Consider the following 18,815-nt stretch of genomic DNA (forward strand, 5'->3'; position numbering starts at 1 on the left):
ATTGAGAACGATTATATGCTGATTTTAGTGGGTTGTAAATAGGGATTTTTCGGGGGTTAATATGTACTCTTCATAGAAAGTATTAACAACATTTCCCGTTCCTCGTTTGCCATGATGATTAGAGCCCCACACCCACAACTCACCATTATTTAGAACCACTGAAGTTAGATACAACTCACTTGGTTTAACATTTTGCATAATACGAATAGGATGATGTATATAAACGCGAGAGCGCGAATTAACACTATTGCCAAACCCTTGTTCGCCCCATATGTATAAATCGCCATTGCTGGCAACAGCAGACCCTTCACCTATATTAATGATTTGGTTTAATTGTGGGTGTTTGATTGGCTTTGTTATTCTATTACTGGCTGATGATTTTATGCCAATTCTTACAGGATTTGCCCCCCAAACCCAAACTTCACCTGTTTCAAGCAATACCCCAACATCTGAACCTGTCACAAAAAAATCAACCGCTTTGTGTGGCAATTCTACTTTATCAGCAGGATAAAAGGCGATTTCATCATGGTCATGACGCTCCACCACTTCACGCCCTAGTCCTTGCCAATCAACCCCTGTGGTATAAATCTCACCTTGGCTATTGAGTGCTACCGAGACATTACCTAATGACCCAAACCGAACAATGTTAGTAAGATTGGGAATTTTAGTGGGAACTTTGTTGGGCTGATTAACACCATTTGTCCAGCCTTTTTCGTTTTCACCAATGGTATAAACTTCACCTTGTTTGGTTAAAAAGAATGAATCGCCAATGCCTGCCACCACATCAACCACACCCTCCAAACCTTCTATCTTTCTAGGCTGATAAATCAAAGTATTATCATCATTGGGGTCTACATAGCCATCATGATTACTTCCCCATCCCCATACACTGCCATCTTTTCTAAGCAGTAGCATATGACCAATGCCACCAGAGATGGCAACGGCATCATTGATACCCTCTACTGGCATTGGAGTGGGGTCTACAGGATTGCCTGTGGTGGTGCGTCTAATCTTACTTAGACCACTCCCCCAAGTCCATAATGTGCCATCATCTTTAATCCCTGCTGCCCAAGTCTTTGTCATCGCCACTTTCTTAGGTTCTATGATAATCTCTAAGGGTGTTTCTAATGGCGTATCAGGCATATTTGCCTTAGGGTATTTATCATTACACGCAGTTAGAGCAAGTGACAGGCATAAAAAAAGAGCAGATAATGCTCTGGTGGGGTGGGTTTGATAAAAAATGTCTTTCATAGAATTACTCATAACTAACTCCTGTTACCTTTAAAATGAAAGTTGAGAACGATTATACGCCCGTTTTAATGGGTTGTAAATAGGGATTTTTGCAAAACCAAAACGGTATTCTCGTCTGCCCATCGCCCTTTCTTTGATACTCCCCCATTGCCAGTTTTACCATCATAATCCTCCTAACACCCCACATCATCAACACGCTTTCTAACAACCCCTGTATGCGTTAAAACAATCCTATAAGACAACTCATCAGACACCGAACAATACTTAATATGTCCAAAATGACCACGTGGACTGGCACTGGCCCCAAAGTACTTAATATAATGCCTAGATGCTGACACTCTCATATCAATTCTGCCATGTTTTAAATTAAGCCCATACTCTTTAATCAACTCACCATCATCAAGACGGGCATTACCATCTAAATCCCTAAACACAATAATTTTTACTCCCGACTGCTTATGGCAACGATTTGACTCATCAGCAGGACACATAACAATGTTTTGCTTAGTAATATGGCTTTGACTACAGGCTTCTTTTAATGCATCAATAACGACAGATGTAACATTATTTGCTTCCATCCCCCGCAAAACCCGCATCACACTAGGATAAGCAATCATACCAATCACACCAATCACAACCACGACCACCATTAACTCAATCAACGTAAACGCCTTTTGCCCACCCATTAATATCACCCTACGCACAAGCAAGTTACTCACATAAATAATTATAAGTAAAGTTAAGTCAAGCTATTATACACAAATTCAAGGATTTTAAAAACCAAAACCCCCTCCATCATCCGACAGAGGGGGCTAAATAAGGTGCTGACGATGACCTACTCTCACATGGGCGAACCACACTACCATCGGCGCTAAGACGTTTCACTTCTGAGTTCGGGAAGGGATCAGGTGGTTCCATCTTGCTATTGTCGTCAGCGTAAAAGGATTAACAACGCTGTTATGAGTCTGTTTTATTTTAATTTCATTTTTTAAAGTTTTTACTAAATCAAGATTAAGGTTATCATTACACTTTACAATACAACACTTAAAGTGATTTAAACCACTTGGGTGTTGTATGGTCAAGCCAAACGAGCAATTAGTATTGGTTAGCTACACACATCGCTGTGCTTCCACACCCAACCTATCAACGTCGTAGTCTACAACGGCTCTTTAGGGAAATCTTATCTTGAGGTGGGCTTCCCGCTTAGATGCTTTCAGCGGTTATCCCATCCGAACATAGCTACCCGGCGATGCTTCTGGCGAAACAACCGGAACACCAGAGGTTCGTCCACTCTGGTCCTCTCGTACTAGGAGCAGATCCTCTCAAATTTCCAACGCCCACGGTAGATAGGGACCGAACTGTCTCACGACGTTCTAAACCCAGCTCGCGTACCTCTTTAAATGGCGAACAGCCATACCCTTGGGACCTGCTTCAGCCCCAGGATGAGATGAGCCGACATCGAGGTGCCAAACACCGCCGTCGATATGAACTCTTGGGCGGTATCAGCCTGTTATCCCCAGAGTACCTTTTATCCGTTGAGCGATGGCCCTTCCATACAGAACCACCGGATCACTAAGACCTACTTTCGTACCTGCTCGACTTGTGGGTCTCGCAGTTAAGCGCGCTTTTGCCTTTATACTCTTTGAACGATTTCCGACCGTTCTGAGCGCACCTTCGTACTCCTCCGTTACTCTTTAGGAGGAGACCGCCCCAGTCAAACTACCCACCATACATTGTCCTTGATACTGTTATATCTAAGTTAGAACCCCAACATAACCAGGGTGGTATTTCAAGGTTGGCTCCATGGCAACTGGCGTCACCACTTCAAAGCCTCCCACCTATCCTACACAAGTTAGGTCAAAGTTCAATGTAAAGCTGTAGTAAAGGTTCACGGGGTCTTTCCGTCTAGCCGCGGGTACACAGCATCTTCACTGCGATTTCGATTTCACTGAGTCTCTGCTGGAGACAGCGCTGCCATCATTATGCCATTCGTGCAGGTCGGAACTTACCCGACAAGGAATTTCGCTACCTTAGGACCGTTATAGTTACGGCCGCCGTTTACTGGGGCTTCGATCAAGAGCTTCGCTTACGCTAACCCCATCAATTAACCTTCCAGCACCGGGCAGGCATCACACCCTATACGTCCACTTTCGTGTTTGCAGAGTGCTGTGTTTTTAATAAACAGTTGCAGCAGCCTGGTATCTGCGACTGCCAACAGCTCAAAGAGCAAGTCTTATCACCATCGGCAGCGTACCTTCTCCCGAAGTTACGGTACCATTTTGCCTAGTTCCTTCAGCAGAGTTCTCTCAAGCGCCTTGGTATTCTCTACCTGACCACCTGTGTCGGTTTCGGGTACGATTTCTTTATGACTATCGCTTAGAAGCTTTTCCTGGAAGCAGGGTATTTGCCACTTCGCTGTACATGTACAGCTTGCTATCAGATCTCAGTAATAGTCTAGCGGATTTGCCTACTAAACCTACCTACATCCTTCCACCTGGACAACCAACGCCAGGCTGACATAACCTTCTCCGTCCCTCCATCGCATCATAAACAAGTATCGGAATATTAACCGATTTCCCATCGACTACGCCTTTCGGCCTCGCCTTAGGGGTCGACTCACCCAGCCCCGATTAACGTTGGACTGGAACCCTTGGTCTTCCGGCGAACGGGCTTTTCACCCGTTTTGTCGTTACTCACGTCAGCATTCGCTCTTGTGATACCTCCAGCATACCTTACGATACACCTTCACAGGCTTACACAACGCTCCCCTACCACTTAATTGAAACAATTAAATCCGCAGCTTCGGCTCCTAGTTTGAGCCCCGTTACATCTTCCGCGCAGGCCGACTCGACTAGTGAGCTATTACGCTTTCTTTAAAGGGTGGCTGCTTCTAAGCCAACCTCCTAGCTGTCTGTGCCTTCCCACATCGTTTCCCACTTAACTAGGAATTTGGGGCCTTAGCTGGCGGTCTGGGTTGTTTCCCTCTTGACGACGGACGTTAGCACCCGCCGTCTGTCTCCCGGATAGTACTCATCGGTATTCGGAGTTTGCATCGGTTTGGTAAGTCGGGATGACCCCTAGCCGAAACAGTGCTCTACCCCCAATGGTATTCGTCCGAGGCGCTACCTAAATAGCTTTCGGGGAGAACCAGCTATCACCGAGTTTGATTAGCCTTTCACCCCTATCCACAAGTCATCCCCTGGCTTTTCAACGACAGTGGGTTCGGTCCTCCGGTGCCTGTTACGGCACTTTCAACCTGCTCATGGATAGATCACTCGGTTTCGGGTCTATACCCTGCAACTTAATCGCCCTATTAAGACTCGGTTTCCCTACGGCTCCCCTAAACGGTTAACCTTGCTACAGAATATAAGTCGCTGACCCATTATACAAAAGGTACGCCGTCACGGAACAAGTCCGCTCCGACTGCTTGTATGCACACGGTTTCAGGTTCTATTTCACTCCCCTAACAGGGGTTCTTTTCGCCTTTCCCTCACGGTACTGGTTCACTATCGGTCAGTCAGGAGTATTTAGCCTTGGAGGATGGTCCCCCCATCTTCAGACAAGATTTCACGTGTCTCGCCCTACTTAATATGTCTCATAAACAGTTTCGCATACAGGACTATCACCTACTATGGTTGGCTTTCCCACGCCATTTTGCTACTGTAAATTCGATCGGCTCCTCCCCGTTCGCTCGCCGCTACTTGGGGAATCTCAATTGATGTCTTTTCCTCGGGGTACTGAGATGTTTCACTTCTCCCGGTTTGCCTCCTAACCAAAGGTTAGGATAGCCAACTTATGTTGGCTGGGTTTCCCCATTCAGAAATCGCCGGGTCACAGGATATTGCCACCTCACCGACGCTTATCGCAGGCTATCACGTCTTTCATCGCCTCTGACTGCCAAGGCATCCACCATGTGCACTTCATTACTTGACCATACAACCCCAAGTAGTCTTGGTGTCATAAGGGTAATGTGTAACGATTCACCTATGTTTACGCTTGATTCAGTTCTCTTTACTTTAGGTGTTTGTATTGGGTACAAACACCATGGTTAATTATTTGTTGGAATTAAATAATTAACCCAGACTCATAGTTACGTTGTTAAATAATGTAATTAACTTCATCAGTTAATTGTAAGTTATCTACATAAAGTAGAATTAAGAAATCTAATTGTATGCTGTTTAATTTGATTGCTTAGTTCTAATTTATTGTAAGTGGTGGAGTTAAGGAGAGTCGAACTCCTGACCTCCTGCGTGCAAGGCAGGCGCTCTACCAACTGAGCTATAACCCCAAAGTATGGTGGGTCTAATAAGACTTGAACTTATGACCCCCGCCTTATCAAGGCGGTGCTCTAACCAACTGAGCTATAGACCCAATTTAACTTACTTTACTAAGAACAACTTGTTGTGAATTCTTGCTAATCAGATAATTCGTTAAGGAGGTGATCCAGCCGCAGGTTCCCCTACGGCTACCTTGTTACGACTTCACCCCAGTCATCGACCCCACCGTGGTGATCGCCCTCTTGCGTTAGGCTAACCACTTCTGGTGAGATCAACTCCCATGGTGTGACGGGCGGTGTGTACAAGGCCCGGGAACGTATTCACCGCAGCATTCTGATCTGCGATTACTAGCGATTCCGACTTCATGGAGTCGAGTTGCAGACTCCAATCCGGACTACGATTGGCTTTTTGAGATTAGCATCACATCGCTGTGTAGCAACCCTTTGTACCAACCATTGTAGCACGTGTGTAGCCCTGGTCGTAAGGGCCATGATGACTTGACGTCGTCCCCGCCTTCCTCCAGTTTGTCACTGGCAGTATCCTTAGAGTTCCCACCCGAAGTGCTGGTAACTAAGGAAAAGGGTTGCGCTCGTTGCGGGACTTAACCCAACATCTCACGACACGAGCTGACGACAGCCATGCAGCACCTGTATCAGAGTTCCCGAAGGCACTAAGCTATCTCTAGCGAATTCTCTGTATGTCAAGACCAGGTAAGGTTCTTCGCGTTGCATCGAATTAAACCACATGCTCCACCGCTTGTGCGGGCCCCCGTCAATTCATTTGAGTTTTAACCTTGCGGCCGTACTCCCCAGGCGGTCTACTTATTGCGTTAACTGCGTCACTAAGTCTTCAAGAGACCCAACGACTGGTAGACATCGTTTACGGCGTGGACTACCAGGGTATCTAATCCTGTTTGCTACCCACGCTTTCGAACCTCAGTGTCAGTATGATGCCAGGAAGCTGCCTTCGCCATCGGTATTCCTCCAGATCTCTACGCATTTCACCGCTACACCTGGAATTCTACTTCCCTCTCACCTACTCTAGTCACCCAGTATCAGATGCAGTTCCCAGGTTAAGCCCGGGGCTTTCACATCTGACTTAAATAACCACCTACGCTCGCTTTACGCCCAGTAATTCCGATTAACGCTTGCACCCTCTGTATTACCGCGGCTGCTGGCACAGAGTTAGCCGGTGCTTATTCTGTGGGTAACGTCAGGGCTTGTGGGTATTAACCACAAGCTTTTCCTCCCCACTTAAAGTGCTTTACAACCAAAAGGCCTTCTTCACACACGCGGCATGGCTGGATCAGGCTTTCGCCCATTGTCCAATATTCCCCACTGCTGCCTCCCGTAGGAGTCTGGGCCGTGTCTCAGTCCCAGTGTGGCTGATCATCCTCTCAGACCAGCTACAGATCGTCGCCTTGGTAGGCCTTTACCCCACCAACTAGCTAATCCGACTTAGGCTCATCTATTAGCGAGAGCTAAAAGCCCCCTTTCTCTCGTAAGACGTATGCGGTATTAGCGTAAGTTTCCCTACGTTATCCCCCACTAATAGGCAGATTCCTAAGCATTACTCACCCGTTCGCCACTAATCCGTCTAGCAAGCTAGACTTCATCGTTCGACTTGCATGTGTTAAGCCTGCCGCCAGCGTTCAATCTGAGCCATGATCAAACTCTTCAGTTTAATCTTTGTTTTGCCTAATTGCTTAGGACTTAATTTGTTTTGGCTCATTTATCGTGTACGTTATGTACTTACTAGCAATATTTGATATTTTTAAAAATATCTGCTCATCGTGTAAATGAATTAACTTTGAGTATTTTTGCTTGATAAATGATAATTTTTGTATTATCTTGTATTAGCAAAAATCCACACAAGTTGTTCTTAGTATGTTTTTAAATAGTGCGTGATACATCGTCTGTATCATCAATCAAGGCTGACTATTTTATCACAATGGATTTTTATGTCAAGCACTTTTTTAATTTTTTTGAAAGTTTTTAGAAGTTTGTTTTTAACTTAACTTTTAAATAAATTCTTCCAAAATATTCAAACTTTAACAAACTTCATTCTTAATTTATTTTAGATTAAAGTTGTTTTGTTGGTGTTTTGTAACCAACCATTGCTTGAATGAGTGCGTATTATACAGGGTTTTTGGTGGGGGTCAAGCACTTTTTTGAATATTTTTAGGAAAGTGGTGTAAGGTATTGATTTTGTTGTTTATTTAAAAAAAGACAGTCAGTAGACTGTCTTTTCGTTCAGACTAACCCTTAATCTTTTTAGTGCCGACAACTTTACAATGCTTGTATTGAATTTCGGAATTTGGATCCATGATTAATACATCTGACTTATGGTAGTTACCCAGTGTCATAGCACCACCACTAATTGTCCAACTGTTTTCATCACCAAAAGATGTGCCAGCAACATCAGAATGTGCTAAGTTAATCGGTAAAAAGCGAGTTTTGCCCCCTAAATGAGCTTCGGCATAGGTTGGTAGTTTTTGCTTATTAAAGCCATAAGTAACCTTGACTGCACCACCCTTGTTGCAACTGTATGACACTTGTCTTACTTTTGTGGCGGTTTCGTCCGCTTTTGCCGCATCCATGGTCGCTTCTGCATGAGCCACGCCTGTAAAGGCAACGCCAAGAGCGAAGATTGGGGCGATAAATTTAACTGCTTTCATAAGAACTCCTTAAAATAAGGTAAACAAAACAAAATATGATAATCAAATCAAACAATCCTAACTTCATTAAGAAGTAAGACTGCTTCATCTTGATTGGTATTATATAAGAAGAAAATCAAACTTGATACTGTATAACGGTAAAGAATTGTTGCTGATTTGGCGTTTGTGGTGACATAATGGTTGTTTTGAAATGATTTGTTACATTTTAGAAAAAGTTAGGTTTATCAATGATTTATAATTACAACCGTATTTACATTTGTACTTTATTCTCATTAAAAAATTATCAAAAAAACTTCATGCCACCCTACTTAAATGGTAAAATACACCAAATTTCCCATTTTGTACCTTTAATTGAGAATTATCATGCAAATTACCGTCATTGACCACCCCCTTGTCCGTCACAAATTATCGCTCATGCGAGAAAAAAACTGCTCTACCTATAAATTTCGCACGCTCACCAACGAGCTTGGACGGCTGATGGCATATGAAGCGAGCCGTGATTTTGAGACCGAAGATTTTGACATGGACGGCTGGGATGGTAGCACCATCAAAGGCACGCAGGTCAAGGGTAAGACGGTAACACTGGTGCCGATTTTGCGAGCGGGACTTGGTATGTTAGATGGCGTGCTTGATTTGTTGCCCACCGCCAAAATCTCATTTGTCGGCTTACAACGTGATGAAGAGACACTTGAACCTGTGCCATTTTTTGAAAAATTTGTTAAAGACATCGAGAAACGCCCCGCCCTAATCCTAGACCCCATGCTTGCCACAGGCGGTAGCATGGTTGCCACCATTGATATGCTAAAAAAACATGGCTGTCAAAGCATCAAGGCCCTTGTGTTGGTCGCCACCCCCGAGGGCGTAAAACTTGTCAATGATGCTCACCCTGATGTTGAGATTTTTACCGCATCACTTGACAGTCATCTGAACGAAGACGGCTATATCATCCCCGGTCTTGGGGACGCTGGCGATAAGATTTTTGGCACTCGCTAAACCACTCTACGCCAGTCGTAATGATTGGCGTTTTTCTTTTATTTTTGAGATGATAATTGCCAAAACAAACACCACCGCCTGCAATAGTACAATCGTCGCCCCCGTTGCCGAATCCAGATGATAACTTAAAATCACGCCCAAAAAACTGGTCAAACACGAACTTGCCACCGCCACAGCTAGCATGGTGTGAAATCGCCTACATAAGACAAATGCTGTAATGCCGGGGGAGATAAGCATCGCTACCACCAAAATCACGCCAACGGCTTGCATGGCAACCACAATCGTGGCAGAGAGTAGGATAAGCAACCCATAATGAAGCAATTTGGGCGATAGTCCTGCCACACGGGCATGGCTTGGGTCAAAGCAGTACAAAAGCAAATCCTTACCCTTTAACAGCACCGCCCCCAAAATCGCCCCACAAATTATCATGGTTTGGATAAGCATTTCACGGCTGATACCAAGCAGATTGCCAAACAAAATGTGCTTTAAATGCTGGTCGGTGTCTATCTTGGCAAACATGACAAGCCCCACCGCAAACATTCCTGCAAAGACAATGCCCATGAGCGTATCTTCCTTGATACGAGTGTTGTTCTTTAAAAATCCCACCGACACGGCACAAAATAGCCCCGCCACAAACGCCCCAAGCGACATCGGCACCCCAAGCCAAAACGCCACAATCACCCCTGGGAACACCGCATGGCTAATCGCATCGCCCATGAGCGACCAGCCCTTTAACACCACATAGCACGACAGCACCGCACACACCGCCCCAACAACGACTGATGATAATAAGGCGTGTTGCATAAAGGTGTGTGATAAGGGTTCGGTGAGAAAGTTTAAAAGTTGCATATTAAAATCTATGGTTGTCAAATTGGGCGGATAAACGCTTTCTTTTTAATCTTTGTGTGATTATCCCAAACTTCGGCGAAAACAAAAACGCTAGCACAAACAACATCGTCTGCAAGGACACAATCACACCCCCCGTTGCCCCGTCTAGGTAGTAGCTTAGATACACGCCAAGCCCACTTGTGGTTACGCCTAAAAATCCTGCGATTAGAATAAGCGGACGAAATCTGTCGGTCAGTTGATATGCCGTTGCCCCAGGGGTGATGACCATCGCAATCACCAAAATCGCCCCCACTGTTTGTAGTGCCGACACCACGCACGCAGACAGCAGGCTAAAAAACAGCACTTGATACACTTTGGGCGACAGTCCCACCGATTTGGCATGAATTTCATCAAAAAAGACAAGCAATAAATCTTTCCAAAAAACGAGCAAAAAACCAAGCGACACCGCCATGACAATGCCCACTTGTATCATGTCGGTATCGCTAATGCCCAAAATATTGCCAAAAATAATCTCTTGGACATTGACAGACGTGGGATTGATAGAGATGATAAATAGCCCCAACGCAAAAAATGTGGTAAAAATAAAGCCAATCACCGCATCTTCTTTTAGATTGGTCAATGACTTAACCCACAAAATCGCCAAAGACGCCAATATCCCCGAAAAAAACGCCCCAATCGCATAAGGCAGTCCCAACGCATACGCAATCGCTACCCCCGGCACAACCGCATGGGACAAGGCATCACCAATAAGCGACCAGCCCTTTAACATCAAATATGCCGACAAAAACGCACACACGCCACCGACCACAGACGACAACACCATCGCTTTTACCATATATTCATAGGCGAACGGCTCGGCAAGCAGGGAAAACAGCTCACTCATGGCGTGTCCTTATTTGGGTTGGAATTTGAATTTGGCGTAAGGCTGGGCGTTGTGGTGTCGGTTTTTGGGTTGTACAGTTGCACGCCGTCATTTTTTGCCCGTTTTTGGTTCATATTGACCTGCCCCACACGGCTTGCCTGTGCGGTCTCATCGCAGTGGCTACGCTCGGGCGTGCCGTCATGCACCCCATAAAACACCGCAGGTACTTCATCGTCCGCCAAAATCGTAACGGCACGACTGTCATCGTCATCGTGCAAGTCCTTGCCTGCCAAGCGAATTTGTCGTAACACGCCCCCAAACACCTTCTCCAAATTCTCTTGGGTAAAGGTCTCTTTGGTCGTACCGCTCGCCAGCACGGTACGATTTATCATCACCACTTGGTCGCAAAATTCTGGAATCGTCCCCAGATTGTGCGTGGAGATTAAAATCAAATGCCCTTCACTTCGTAAATCATCAAGCAACGCCATAATCGCTTTTTCGGTTTTGACATCAACGCCTGTAAACGGCTCATCAAGCAGGATAATTTTGCTTTCTTGGGCAAGCGAGCGTGCCAAAAACACCCGCTTTTTTTGACCGCCCGACAGCTCGCTGATTTGCCTGTCTTTTAGATGAGAAATGTCCACCCGAGCCATGGCATCGGCAACCTTTTGGCGGTCGGTTGCCTTGGGCAGTCGCAAAAAATTCATATAGCCATACCGCCCCATCATCACGACATCATAGACCGATACAGGAAATTGCCAGTCCACTTCTTCGGCTTGGGGGACGTAGGCGACAAGGTTTTGTTTTAGGGCGGTGTTAATGGGCAAGCCACAGAGCAAAATCTGCCCTGATTGGGGTTTAATCAGTCCCATAATGGACTTAAACAGCGTGGATTTGCCAGAGCCGTTTACCCCAACCAAGGCACAAGTTGTCCCACCTGTTAAGGCAAAATTCATGTCAAAAAGGGCGTGATGACCGTTGGCGTAACGCACGGACAACTCCTGAACGCTTATGCTGGCGGTTAAATCGTGAATGTGTGTCATAATTGCTAAAAACTGATTTAAAAAAGATAGAAATTTTTAAAATTCCCATATTTTTTAAATCAAACACTTGCTATTAACGTGAATGAAAAATAAATCAAAAATACATAAAGTCCACTGATAAGAGCAAATAACCACTCTTTGTATTGCCATTTGATAAAAGGTACAATCGCCATAAAGCTAAGCAATATCAATGCCATAACACCTGTTGGTGCGATAAAAAACGGAACAAACAACCCTGTAAGAGACGCTACAAACGTATCCAATAAAGAATTGTCAGACACAAAATATTCGTAACAACAGTAACCTAAATACAAAATCCAAGGCGATAACATTGCTACATATTTTAGATATCTCATCATCAAAACAACCATTCAAAAATTTGGCAAGATACCGTATTTTATCTTGCCAAATCGCCTTGTCAATTATTTTTGGACTTTTGCGTCTTCAAACCCTTTAACCACCGTGCTTGCCGTTACATTTAACAAATCAAGATAAGTTGGCACTACACCGTCTTTTTCGCTTAGGCTGTCCACATACAAGACACCGCCATAATACGCCCCTGCCTCTTTGGCGACTTGTTTGGCAGGTTTGTCCGAAATGGTGCTTTCGCTAAATACCACAGGAATTTTGTTGGTTTTGACCGTGTCAATGAGTGCCTTGACCTGCTGGGGCGTGCCTTGTTGCTCGGCGTTAATGTCCCACAGATAGGCTTCTTTTAACCCATAATCTTTGGCAAGGTAGCTAAACGCCCCTTCAGAGGTAACCAGCCAACGCTCATTTTCAGGAATCTGGGCAAGTTTGGCACGCAACGGCTCATCCATCGCTTTGATTTTTTGGGCGTATGTTTCGGCATTTTTGATATACACGTCTTTGTTTTTTGGGTCGTGTTTGATGAATGCGTTTTTGATATTTTCCACATAAATCAAAGCGTTAGACGTGGACATCCAAGCGTGCGGGTTTGGCAAATCCTTATACGAGCCTGCCTTAATCGGTATGGGCGTGATGCCGTCCGTTACCACCACCGCAGGGGTGTCTTTGGCATCGGCATAGAATTTTTCAAACCAACGCTCCAAATTCATGCCGTTGTACAAAATCAAATCGGCTTCTTTGACCTTGGCAATGTCCTTTGGGGTCGGCTCATAGTCATGAATCTCCGCCCCTGCCTTGGTAATGGATTCCACGTCCGCCACGTCTCCTGCGACATTTTGGGCGATGTCTTCGATAATGGTAAAGGTCGTTACCACCGTCATTTTGTCGGTTTGGGCGGTGGGAGCAGGGGCTTGTTCGGTTTTTTGTTCGGCAGGCTTGTCATTGCCACAGCCGATGAGAGCAAGGCTAAGCCCCAAGCAGGTCGCCCATTTTTTTAACTCAAAAGAAGGTATCATCATAAAATTTCCAACTACATCAATAAATTGAAATTACCCTTATTCCATTGGTTTAAATATGCATATTAAACATGCATCAAAAAACCATGTTATAAATAAGGAATTTAGATGATAATAATACTCATTAATTGTTAAAAAATCAAGGGGTTTGATAAAATAAATACACAAACCAAAAACCCTGCCAATATCATAGCAAGGTTTTTGTCAAATCAAAATTTAACATTTTAAAATGTCAATATTTTTTGATTAAATTATTTTTAATTACTTCAAACGTCTTTTACCTGTGGCAAACTCATAGATGAACAGCACGATGATGGCACCGATGACTGACAGCACTAAGCCACCAAAACCGCCATTGGCTGACAAATTCAAAGCACTCGCCAAGAATCCGCCAACGACCGCCCCGACAACACCCAAAATAATGGTCATAATCCAACCCATCGGGTTCGCCCCGGGCTTGATGGCTCGTGCCAACAGTCCAACGACAAAACCTACGATAATTGTCCAAATAAAACCCATGATGTCTCTCCTATAACTGCCTAGCCCATAAACGCTTTGGCGAATCAATTAAACTGTGGTCAAACAATGGTCTTAGAATATCTTTGCTAACCGACCAATTTACTTTGTCTGCTTTTTACTTGATGTAAAAGTTAAACGAATTGTAAGCCAATCTTACCGCCCACACCACCCCAAAAACGTTAATAACGTAGGACGAATGTCAAATTTTAGGCAGATTTTTGATGATTTGGTTAAAATCTTAGCAAATATGCAATGATTGTGAGTGATTTTTGTAAAAAAGAGCAATAAAAAAGACCTGCCTAAGCAAGTCTTTGCTTTTTGTGATGGTTAAGTCAGTATTTCCAAAATCCGCCCATGTATCCCTTCAAATCCGCCATTGCTCATGACGACAATGGCATCGCCTGAGCGGACATTTGATTTGATAAATGCCAAAATCTCATCAATGCTGTCAAGCACGACTTGACCGTCCGTGTCGCCAATGGCTTCTTTTAGCCCCCACGACAAGCCTTTTGGCTCGTACCAAATCACACCGTCCGCCAATGACGCAGACGGAGCAAGCTCGGCTTTATACACACCCAATTTCATGGTGTTGGAGCGTGGCTCGATGACCGCCCAAATTTTGCGACCTGTGAGCTTTTTCTTAGCACCGTCAAGCGTGGTCGTGATGGCAGTTGGATGATGAGCAAAGTCGTCGTATACTTGCACACCACCAATATCGCCGATGAGCTCCATACGGCGTTTTATTCCTGCAAAGTTTGACAGAGCCTTGCACGCTGTCGCCACACTCACGCCCACGCTGTACGCCCCTGCAATAGCAACTAACGCATTATTGACGTTATGCACGCCACTCATGCCCCATGTTACCGTGCCTGTCTCATCGCCTGTGTGTCCGATATGTTTCACGTGAAACACCGAGCCGTCCGCTTGCTCCAAGCTCGCCTGCCAGTCCGCCTCATCGCCCACGCTTGTCCGCCAAACAGGTGTCCATACGCCCATTTTTAGGGTATCTTCTAAGCTCTCCACGCCTTTTGGCATGATGATTTGACCGCTTGGCGGTATCATGCGAATCATGTGATGAAATTGGGTTTGAATCGCCTTTAAATCAGGGAAAATATCGGCATGGTCATATTCTAGATTATTTAAAATCGCAGTCGTGGGACGATAATGCACAAATTTTGAGCGTTTGTCAAAAAAAGCACTGTCATACTCGTCCGCTTCAATGACAAAATAGTCTTGACCCAAATGCGAGCTGTGGGCAAAGGCGGATTTTAAGCGTTCATCATCGGTAGCCACAAGTGGCACGCCACCAATCAAAAAGCCCGTATCAATCCCTGCATACTGCAAAATCCAAGCAAGCATGGTCGTGGTTGTGGTCTTGCCGTGCGTGCCTGCCACCGCTAGGACGTGGCGGTCTTGTAGGACGTGTTCGGACAAAAACTGCGGGGCGGACGTGTAGCGAAGTCGCTTGTCCAGCATATATTCCACCGCTTCCATGCCACGTTTGCAGACGTTGCCCACCACCACCAAATCAGGGGCAGGGTCTAGGTGGGCGGATTTGTAGCCCTCCAAAATCTCAACGCCGGCGTTGTGAAGCTGTGTACTCATGGGCGGATAAATGGCGATGTCCGAGCCTGTAACGGTATGTCCAAGCGAACGTGCAATCAGGGCAAGCGACCCCATAAATGTCCCACAAATACCCAAAAAATGAATGTGCATGATAGTGCCTTACTATGATAATTTGGCAAATTATAGCAAATTTAAACATTTATGTACATTAGACTTCCATATTGGCAGGTATCTTGTTTAATATCAATTCCTTTTCATTGTATAATAATTTGATAATAATATGTTGTGGATCATTATCATCATTTAAAACACAAACTAGCTCTACCTTACTTTTTGAAAAATTTGGCTTAAATTTAGTTTCAAGCCGATTGTCTTTTTTCTCTTCAAAAATAAAAGGTTTTAAGCTCGCATTATTTATGATCTTATCTTTTGTTTTACCAACTGGGACAAATCCCCAACAATCAACTGGATTAGATTTAACAATAATTAGCAATGGTATATATTCCGGAATAAATTGCTCTGGAGCCATACATAAACCTTTATTTTCCTTAAAAGATTGATATATAGATTCAAACAATTTAAGTGTTTGTTGATTTTTCTGACTAAAGCACTTAAAACCAATAATATTTTCAATATCTCTAGCAATTTGAAATTTATTTTTTTCAATATAAATTTCAATATCTTTGTTTTCCTCAACATCCTCCCTCTTTTCATAAATTCTTTGCCAATTATTTCTATTTCCTCTATAAGCAATGCAATTTAATTTTCTGTCTTCATCAAAAAGCAATCCTGAAATCTCTCCCTTTGTATGGACAGCATACATAGACTTAGTATTTATCGCACTATAAGCTTGATTATTATATCCTCCGATAATTTGTACGGAAGTAGAGCAGGTTGGACAAAGTGCATATTTCTTGCCATTTTGATAATAAGGATAGCTCTTATTTGTTTCATTCTCAAATTTACTAACATGGAATGGAATGTTGCTTTCAGCTGTCTTTACATACTGCATTGAAATCTCCAATAATTTTATCCATCTTTTAACATTCTAACAAGCCCAACACCCAATATCACCAAAAACACCGCAAACATCGCCAAAGTCAGCTCAGGTATGCTAAATCCCACCATTTGCCAGTCTATCACGGCACATTCGCCCGAGCCTTTTAGCACTTCTTGAAACACCTGCAAAATCGGCAGGGTATCCACCCAGTAGTTCAGCCCTGGTCCACAGGCAGGCACTTCATCAGCAGGTAGGTGTTGAAGCCACACATGACGACCTGCTATCGCAAGCCCCCACAATGCCCCAAGAGTCATACCGCCCCATAGGGTAAGTTTGCCCCAGAGTTTTTTGGGATTCACAACCATACCAACAAAGGCAAACACCCCCATTATCCACACGCCAATTCGTTGAAAGATACACAAAGGACACGGGTCAAGCCCCAAATGCTTTTGAAAATAAAAAATCGCCACAAGGGTCGCCACAACCGATAAGGCAAATAAGCACGCACACAGCGTACGAAAATTAAGATGTTTTAACATAACTATTTAACGAAATTGTTTAATAAAATCCACAAACGGCACGTCCGTTTCTCGCTCCAACTGTTGTTGGTCGGCAAAGGACTGTATGGCGATGTTGGCATAATTAAAGGCGTTTTCATTGCTGATGGCATAGCCAAGCAGTTCATTTTGGTGCTTTTGTGCCAAAAACTGCCCAAGTTTCCATGTGCTGCCAAGCCGTCTTGAATCCGACTCAATCTGTGCCGACAGCGTAAAGTTTGGATTGGTTGCCTTGCCTTGCATGAGTGCTAATGCACTACGATAGTCGTTGCCCTCGTGATATTCATCAAAAGCGTCCGCAATGGGTTGCATCTCGTTCAAGGTACGCACAATCCATTCATGTAGCTCCTGCTCGCCTTGCTCGGTTGTGATACGCACGCCTTTTTTGCGACCGTGATTGACGACCGTCTCTACATTGTCCGCCAGATACTGCTCTTCATCAGGTAGCAAATCAGGCGACGCGGACAGCAAGCAATACAACGCCAAAATCTCCAAAAAGCACGCCGTAGCGGTCGTGATACCGATGTCGCTATACGGGTCTAGGTCAATGGCACGAAACTCCACATAGGCAATCCCCCGACTTTGTAGGGCGTGTGTGGGTGTTTCGCCTGATTGGGTTACTTGTTTTGGGCGAATGGGACTATAAAACTCGTTTTCAATTTGCAAAATGTGGTCGTTAATCTGCACAGGATTGCCGTCTTTGTCGTCCACCCCAATGTCTGTAAAGTCGGCAAATGGCGTGCCAATGGCTCGTCTTAGCCCTTTGATGTATTCATCCAAATCGTTGTAGCGAATGTCCAGCTCTTTTTGAACACTGTTGGTATAGCCCAATTTGCCCATGCGTAGGCTTGTGCCGTTGGGTTGATAGTAAGTGTGTTTGGCGTTGTCAAGCGGTACAAGGTCATGCGTGCGACCTGTCAAAAAACATCCACACACGCTCGGGCTTGCCCCAAGTAGGTACAGGACAAGAGGCGTTAGGCGTTTGAAGTTGCGAATTAGCCCCAGATATTTTTTGTTTTTAAAATCTTGTAAATCGGTACACACTTCCGCCTTTGCCCATTTTTTAAACAAGTCATCGCCCACCGATAGATTATAATGCAATCCTGCAATGGTCTGCATTTTGCGACCGTATCGCACCCCAAGCCCTGAGCGGTAGAGCGTTTTGAGTTTGCCGATGTTGGATGTGCCATAATCAGCAAGCGGAATGTCGCTGTCATCTGCCGACAACATACACGGCATGGATAACGGCCACATCAGCTCGCCATGTTCGAGCGAGCGATGCACCAGCACATGAAGCTCACGAAGCATATCTAGGGCATCTTTGATTGTGGCTTTGGGCGTGGTGATGAGTTCTAGTAAGTTTTCGGAATAGTCGGTGGTGATGTAAGGATGGGTCAGCTTTGAGCCGAGTTTGGCAGGGTGGAAGGCTTTGGAGGCGTGTCCGTTGGACTGCATACGCAAACCTTCTTTTTCTATGCCACGCTTCATGCCTGCCACAAGGGCTGAGTTAAACCAAGTGGGCAGGGTAAAATGTAAAGATGGATTCATTATATTATCCGTATTAAACCATTAATGTGTCTAGGGCATGTTGAACCTTTACAACACAATTTAACATTTAGAAATTTTGTAGAAATAAAATGATGTTTTTGCATGAAAATGGCTAAATCTTGCTTTTATTGCAAATACAAAAGTTCAACACCCCTATTATAATAGAGATGGGCGTATGACTGCAAAGAATTTTTGGAAAAGATGCTTATTCATTTGGTAAAATATATCAATAGAGAACCGAATCGATACATTTGATTGGTAAATATTTGGCAATAAAGGCATTGTTAA

General features: G+C 44.4%; 14 protein-coding genes, 2 tRNA genes and 3 rRNA genes. 1 reads left to right on the forward strand and 18 read right to left on the reverse strand.

Annotated elements, in window-relative coordinates; all coding sequences use genetic code 11:
* Positions 1 to 24: 24 nt before the first annotated feature.
* The 8 genes from DX073_RS06770 to DX073_RS06805 all read right to left on the reverse strand — a co-directional run bounded on the left by DX073_RS06770 (position 25) and on the right by DX073_RS06805 (position 8,205).
* Positions 25 to 1,263 carry an RCC1 domain-containing protein gene (locus DX073_RS06770; RefSeq protein WP_115006857.1) on the reverse strand — a complete coding sequence of 413 codons (1,239 nt, stop codon included), beginning with the start codon at positions 1,261 to 1,263 and terminating at the stop codon, positions 25 to 27.
* Positions 1,264 to 1,424: 161 nt separating this feature from the next.
* Positions 1,425 to 1,937 (reverse strand): GspH/FimT family protein, encoded by a 513-nt coding sequence (locus tag DX073_RS06775; protein ID WP_115006859.1) that lies wholly within the window; start codon positions 1,935 to 1,937, stop codon positions 1,425 to 1,427.
* A gap of 136 nt (positions 1,938 to 2,073) precedes the next feature.
* Positions 2,074 to 2,187, reverse strand: a 5S ribosomal RNA gene (rrf, locus tag DX073_RS06780).
* A 138-nt stretch (positions 2,188 to 2,325) separates the two neighbouring features.
* A 23S ribosomal RNA gene (locus DX073_RS06785) occupies positions 2,326 to 5,184 on the reverse strand.
* A gap of 279 nt (positions 5,185 to 5,463) precedes the next feature.
* Positions 5,464 to 5,539 (reverse strand) — tRNA-Ala (locus DX073_RS06790).
* Positions 5,540 to 5,545: 6 nt separating this feature from the next.
* Positions 5,546 to 5,622 (reverse strand) — tRNA-Ile (locus DX073_RS06795).
* Between the two features lie 60 nt (positions 5,623 to 5,682).
* Positions 5,683 to 7,211 (reverse strand): 16S ribosomal RNA (locus tag DX073_RS06800).
* The 16S, 23S and 5S rRNA genes sit together here with 2 tRNA genes alongside, the layout of an rRNA operon.
* A 574-nt stretch (positions 7,212 to 7,785) precedes the next feature.
* Entirely contained in the window at positions 7,786 to 8,205 is a 420-nt protein-coding gene (locus DX073_RS06805; RefSeq protein WP_078274987.1) for an ACP-like domain-containing protein, read from the reverse strand.
* A 363-nt stretch (positions 8,206 to 8,568) separates the two neighbouring features.
* On the opposite strand from DX073_RS06805, the gene upp reads away from it, so the two are divergent.
* Positions 8,569 to 9,198, forward strand: a complete 630-nt coding sequence (upp, locus tag DX073_RS06810) for a uracil phosphoribosyltransferase (RefSeq protein ID WP_115006861.1) — start codon at positions 8,569 to 8,571, stop codon at positions 9,196 to 9,198.
* Positions 9,199 to 9,204: 6 nt separating this feature from the next.
* Here the strand turns inward: upp and DX073_RS06815 are convergent, their stop codons facing one another.
* The 10 genes from DX073_RS06815 to gshA form a co-directional block, all read right to left on the reverse strand.
* The gene (locus tag DX073_RS06815; RefSeq protein ID WP_258556896.1) at positions 9,205 to 10,047 is read right to left on the reverse strand and encodes a metal ABC transporter permease; all 843 of its coding nucleotides are present in this window, start codon (positions 10,045 to 10,047) and stop codon (positions 9,205 to 9,207) included.
* Position 10,048: 1 nt separating this feature from the next.
* Complete coding sequence (locus tag DX073_RS06820; RefSeq protein WP_309473752.1) at positions 10,049 to 10,930, reverse strand: metal ABC transporter permease; 882 nt, start codon at positions 10,928 to 10,930, stop codon at positions 10,049 to 10,051.
* Positions 10,927 to 11,952: a metal ABC transporter ATP-binding protein gene (locus tag DX073_RS06825; RefSeq protein WP_220186723.1), complete on the reverse strand. Its 1,026-nt coding sequence runs from the start codon at positions 11,950 to 11,952 to the stop codon at positions 10,927 to 10,929. The genes DX073_RS06820 and DX073_RS06825 overlap by 4 nt, the downstream gene beginning before the upstream one ends.
* 59 nt (positions 11,953 to 12,011) lie before the next feature.
* On the reverse strand, positions 12,012 to 12,233 hold the full coding sequence (locus DX073_RS06830) for a hypothetical protein (RefSeq protein WP_147279691.1): 222 nt from the start codon (positions 12,231 to 12,233) through the stop codon (positions 12,012 to 12,014).
* 141 nt (positions 12,234 to 12,374) lie between these two features.
* The gene (locus DX073_RS06835) at positions 12,375 to 13,340 is read right to left on the reverse strand and encodes a metal ABC transporter substrate-binding protein (RefSeq protein ID WP_258556897.1); all 966 of its coding nucleotides are present in this window, start codon (positions 13,338 to 13,340) and stop codon (positions 12,375 to 12,377) included.
* A gap of 258 nt (positions 13,341 to 13,598) precedes the next feature.
* On the reverse strand, positions 13,599 to 13,856 hold the full coding sequence (locus DX073_RS06840; RefSeq protein ID WP_115006865.1) for a GlsB/YeaQ/YmgE family stress response membrane protein: 258 nt from the start codon (positions 13,854 to 13,856) through the stop codon (positions 13,599 to 13,601).
* A gap of 327 nt (positions 13,857 to 14,183) precedes the next feature.
* Positions 14,184 to 15,572, reverse strand: a complete 1,389-nt coding sequence (gene mpl / locus DX073_RS06845; RefSeq protein WP_115006867.1) for a UDP-N-acetylmuramate:L-alanyl-gamma-D-glutamyl-meso-diaminopimelate ligase — start codon at positions 15,570 to 15,572, stop codon at positions 14,184 to 14,186.
* Between the two features lie 58 nt (positions 15,573 to 15,630).
* Complete coding sequence (locus DX073_RS06850) at positions 15,631 to 16,434, reverse strand: hypothetical protein (protein ID WP_115006869.1); 804 nt, start codon at positions 16,432 to 16,434, stop codon at positions 15,631 to 15,633.
* Positions 16,435 to 16,451: 17 nt separating this feature from the next.
* A complete protein-coding gene (locus DX073_RS06855; protein WP_115006872.1) occupies positions 16,452 to 16,961 on the reverse strand; it encodes a disulfide bond formation protein B in 510 nt (169 codons plus the stop codon).
* Between the two features lie 6 nt (positions 16,962 to 16,967).
* Positions 16,968 to 18,527 carry a glutamate--cysteine ligase gene (gshA, locus tag DX073_RS06860; protein ID WP_115006874.1) on the reverse strand — a complete coding sequence of 520 codons (1,560 nt, stop codon included), beginning with the start codon at positions 18,525 to 18,527 and terminating at the stop codon, positions 16,968 to 16,970.
* Positions 18,528 to 18,815: the final 288 nt, after the last annotated feature.

Source organism: Moraxella lacunata (genome assembly GCF_900453205.1).
Classification (GTDB): domain Bacteria; phylum Pseudomonadota; class Gammaproteobacteria; order Pseudomonadales; family Moraxellaceae; genus Moraxella; species Moraxella lacunata_B.

Excerpts from the sequence above, each read along its gene's own strand:
- DX073_RS06825 (WP_220186723.1), bottom strand. The coding sequence starts at position 11,952 with ATGACACACATTCACGATTTAACCGCCAGCATAAGCGTTCAGGAGTTG.
- DX073_RS06815 (WP_258556896.1), bottom strand. The coding sequence starts at position 10,047 with ATGCAACTTTTAAACTTTCTCACCGAACCCTTATCACACACCTTTATG.
- DX073_RS06840 (WP_115006865.1), bottom strand. The coding sequence starts at position 13,856 with ATGGGTTTTATTTGGACAATTATCGTAGGTTTTGTCGTTGGACTGTTG.
- DX073_RS06770 (WP_115006857.1), bottom strand. The coding sequence starts at position 1,263 with ATGAGTAATTCTATGAAAGACATTTTTTATCAAACCCACCCCACCAGA.
- DX073_RS06835 (WP_258556897.1), bottom strand. The coding sequence starts at position 13,340 with ATGATGATACCTTCTTTTGAGTTAAAAAAATGGGCGACCTGCTTGGGG.
- DX073_RS06850 (WP_115006869.1), bottom strand. The coding sequence starts at position 16,434 with ATGCAGTATGTAAAGACAGCTGAAAGCAACATTCCATTCCATGTTAGT.
- mpl (WP_115006867.1), bottom strand. The coding sequence starts at position 15,572 with ATGCACATTCATTTTTTGGGTATTTGTGGGACATTTATGGGGTCGCTT.
- DX073_RS06805 (WP_078274987.1), bottom strand. The coding sequence starts at position 8,205 with ATGAAAGCAGTTAAATTTATCGCCCCAATCTTCGCTCTTGGCGTTGCC.
- DX073_RS06855 (WP_115006872.1), bottom strand. The coding sequence starts at position 16,961 with ATGTTAAAACATCTTAATTTTCGTACGCTGTGTGCGTGCTTATTTGCC.
- DX073_RS06820 (WP_309473752.1), bottom strand. The coding sequence starts at position 10,930 with ATGAGTGAGCTGTTTTCCCTGCTTGCCGAGCCGTTCGCCTATGAATAT.
- DX073_RS06775 (WP_115006859.1), bottom strand. The coding sequence starts at position 1,937 with ATGGGTGGGCAAAAGGCGTTTACGTTGATTGAGTTAATGGTGGTCGTG.
- gshA (WP_115006874.1), bottom strand. The coding sequence starts at position 18,527 with ATGAATCCATCTTTACATTTTACCCTGCCCACTTGGTTTAACTCAGCC.
- upp (WP_115006861.1), top strand. The coding sequence starts at position 8,569 with ATGCAAATTACCGTCATTGACCACCCCCTTGTCCGTCACAAATTATCG.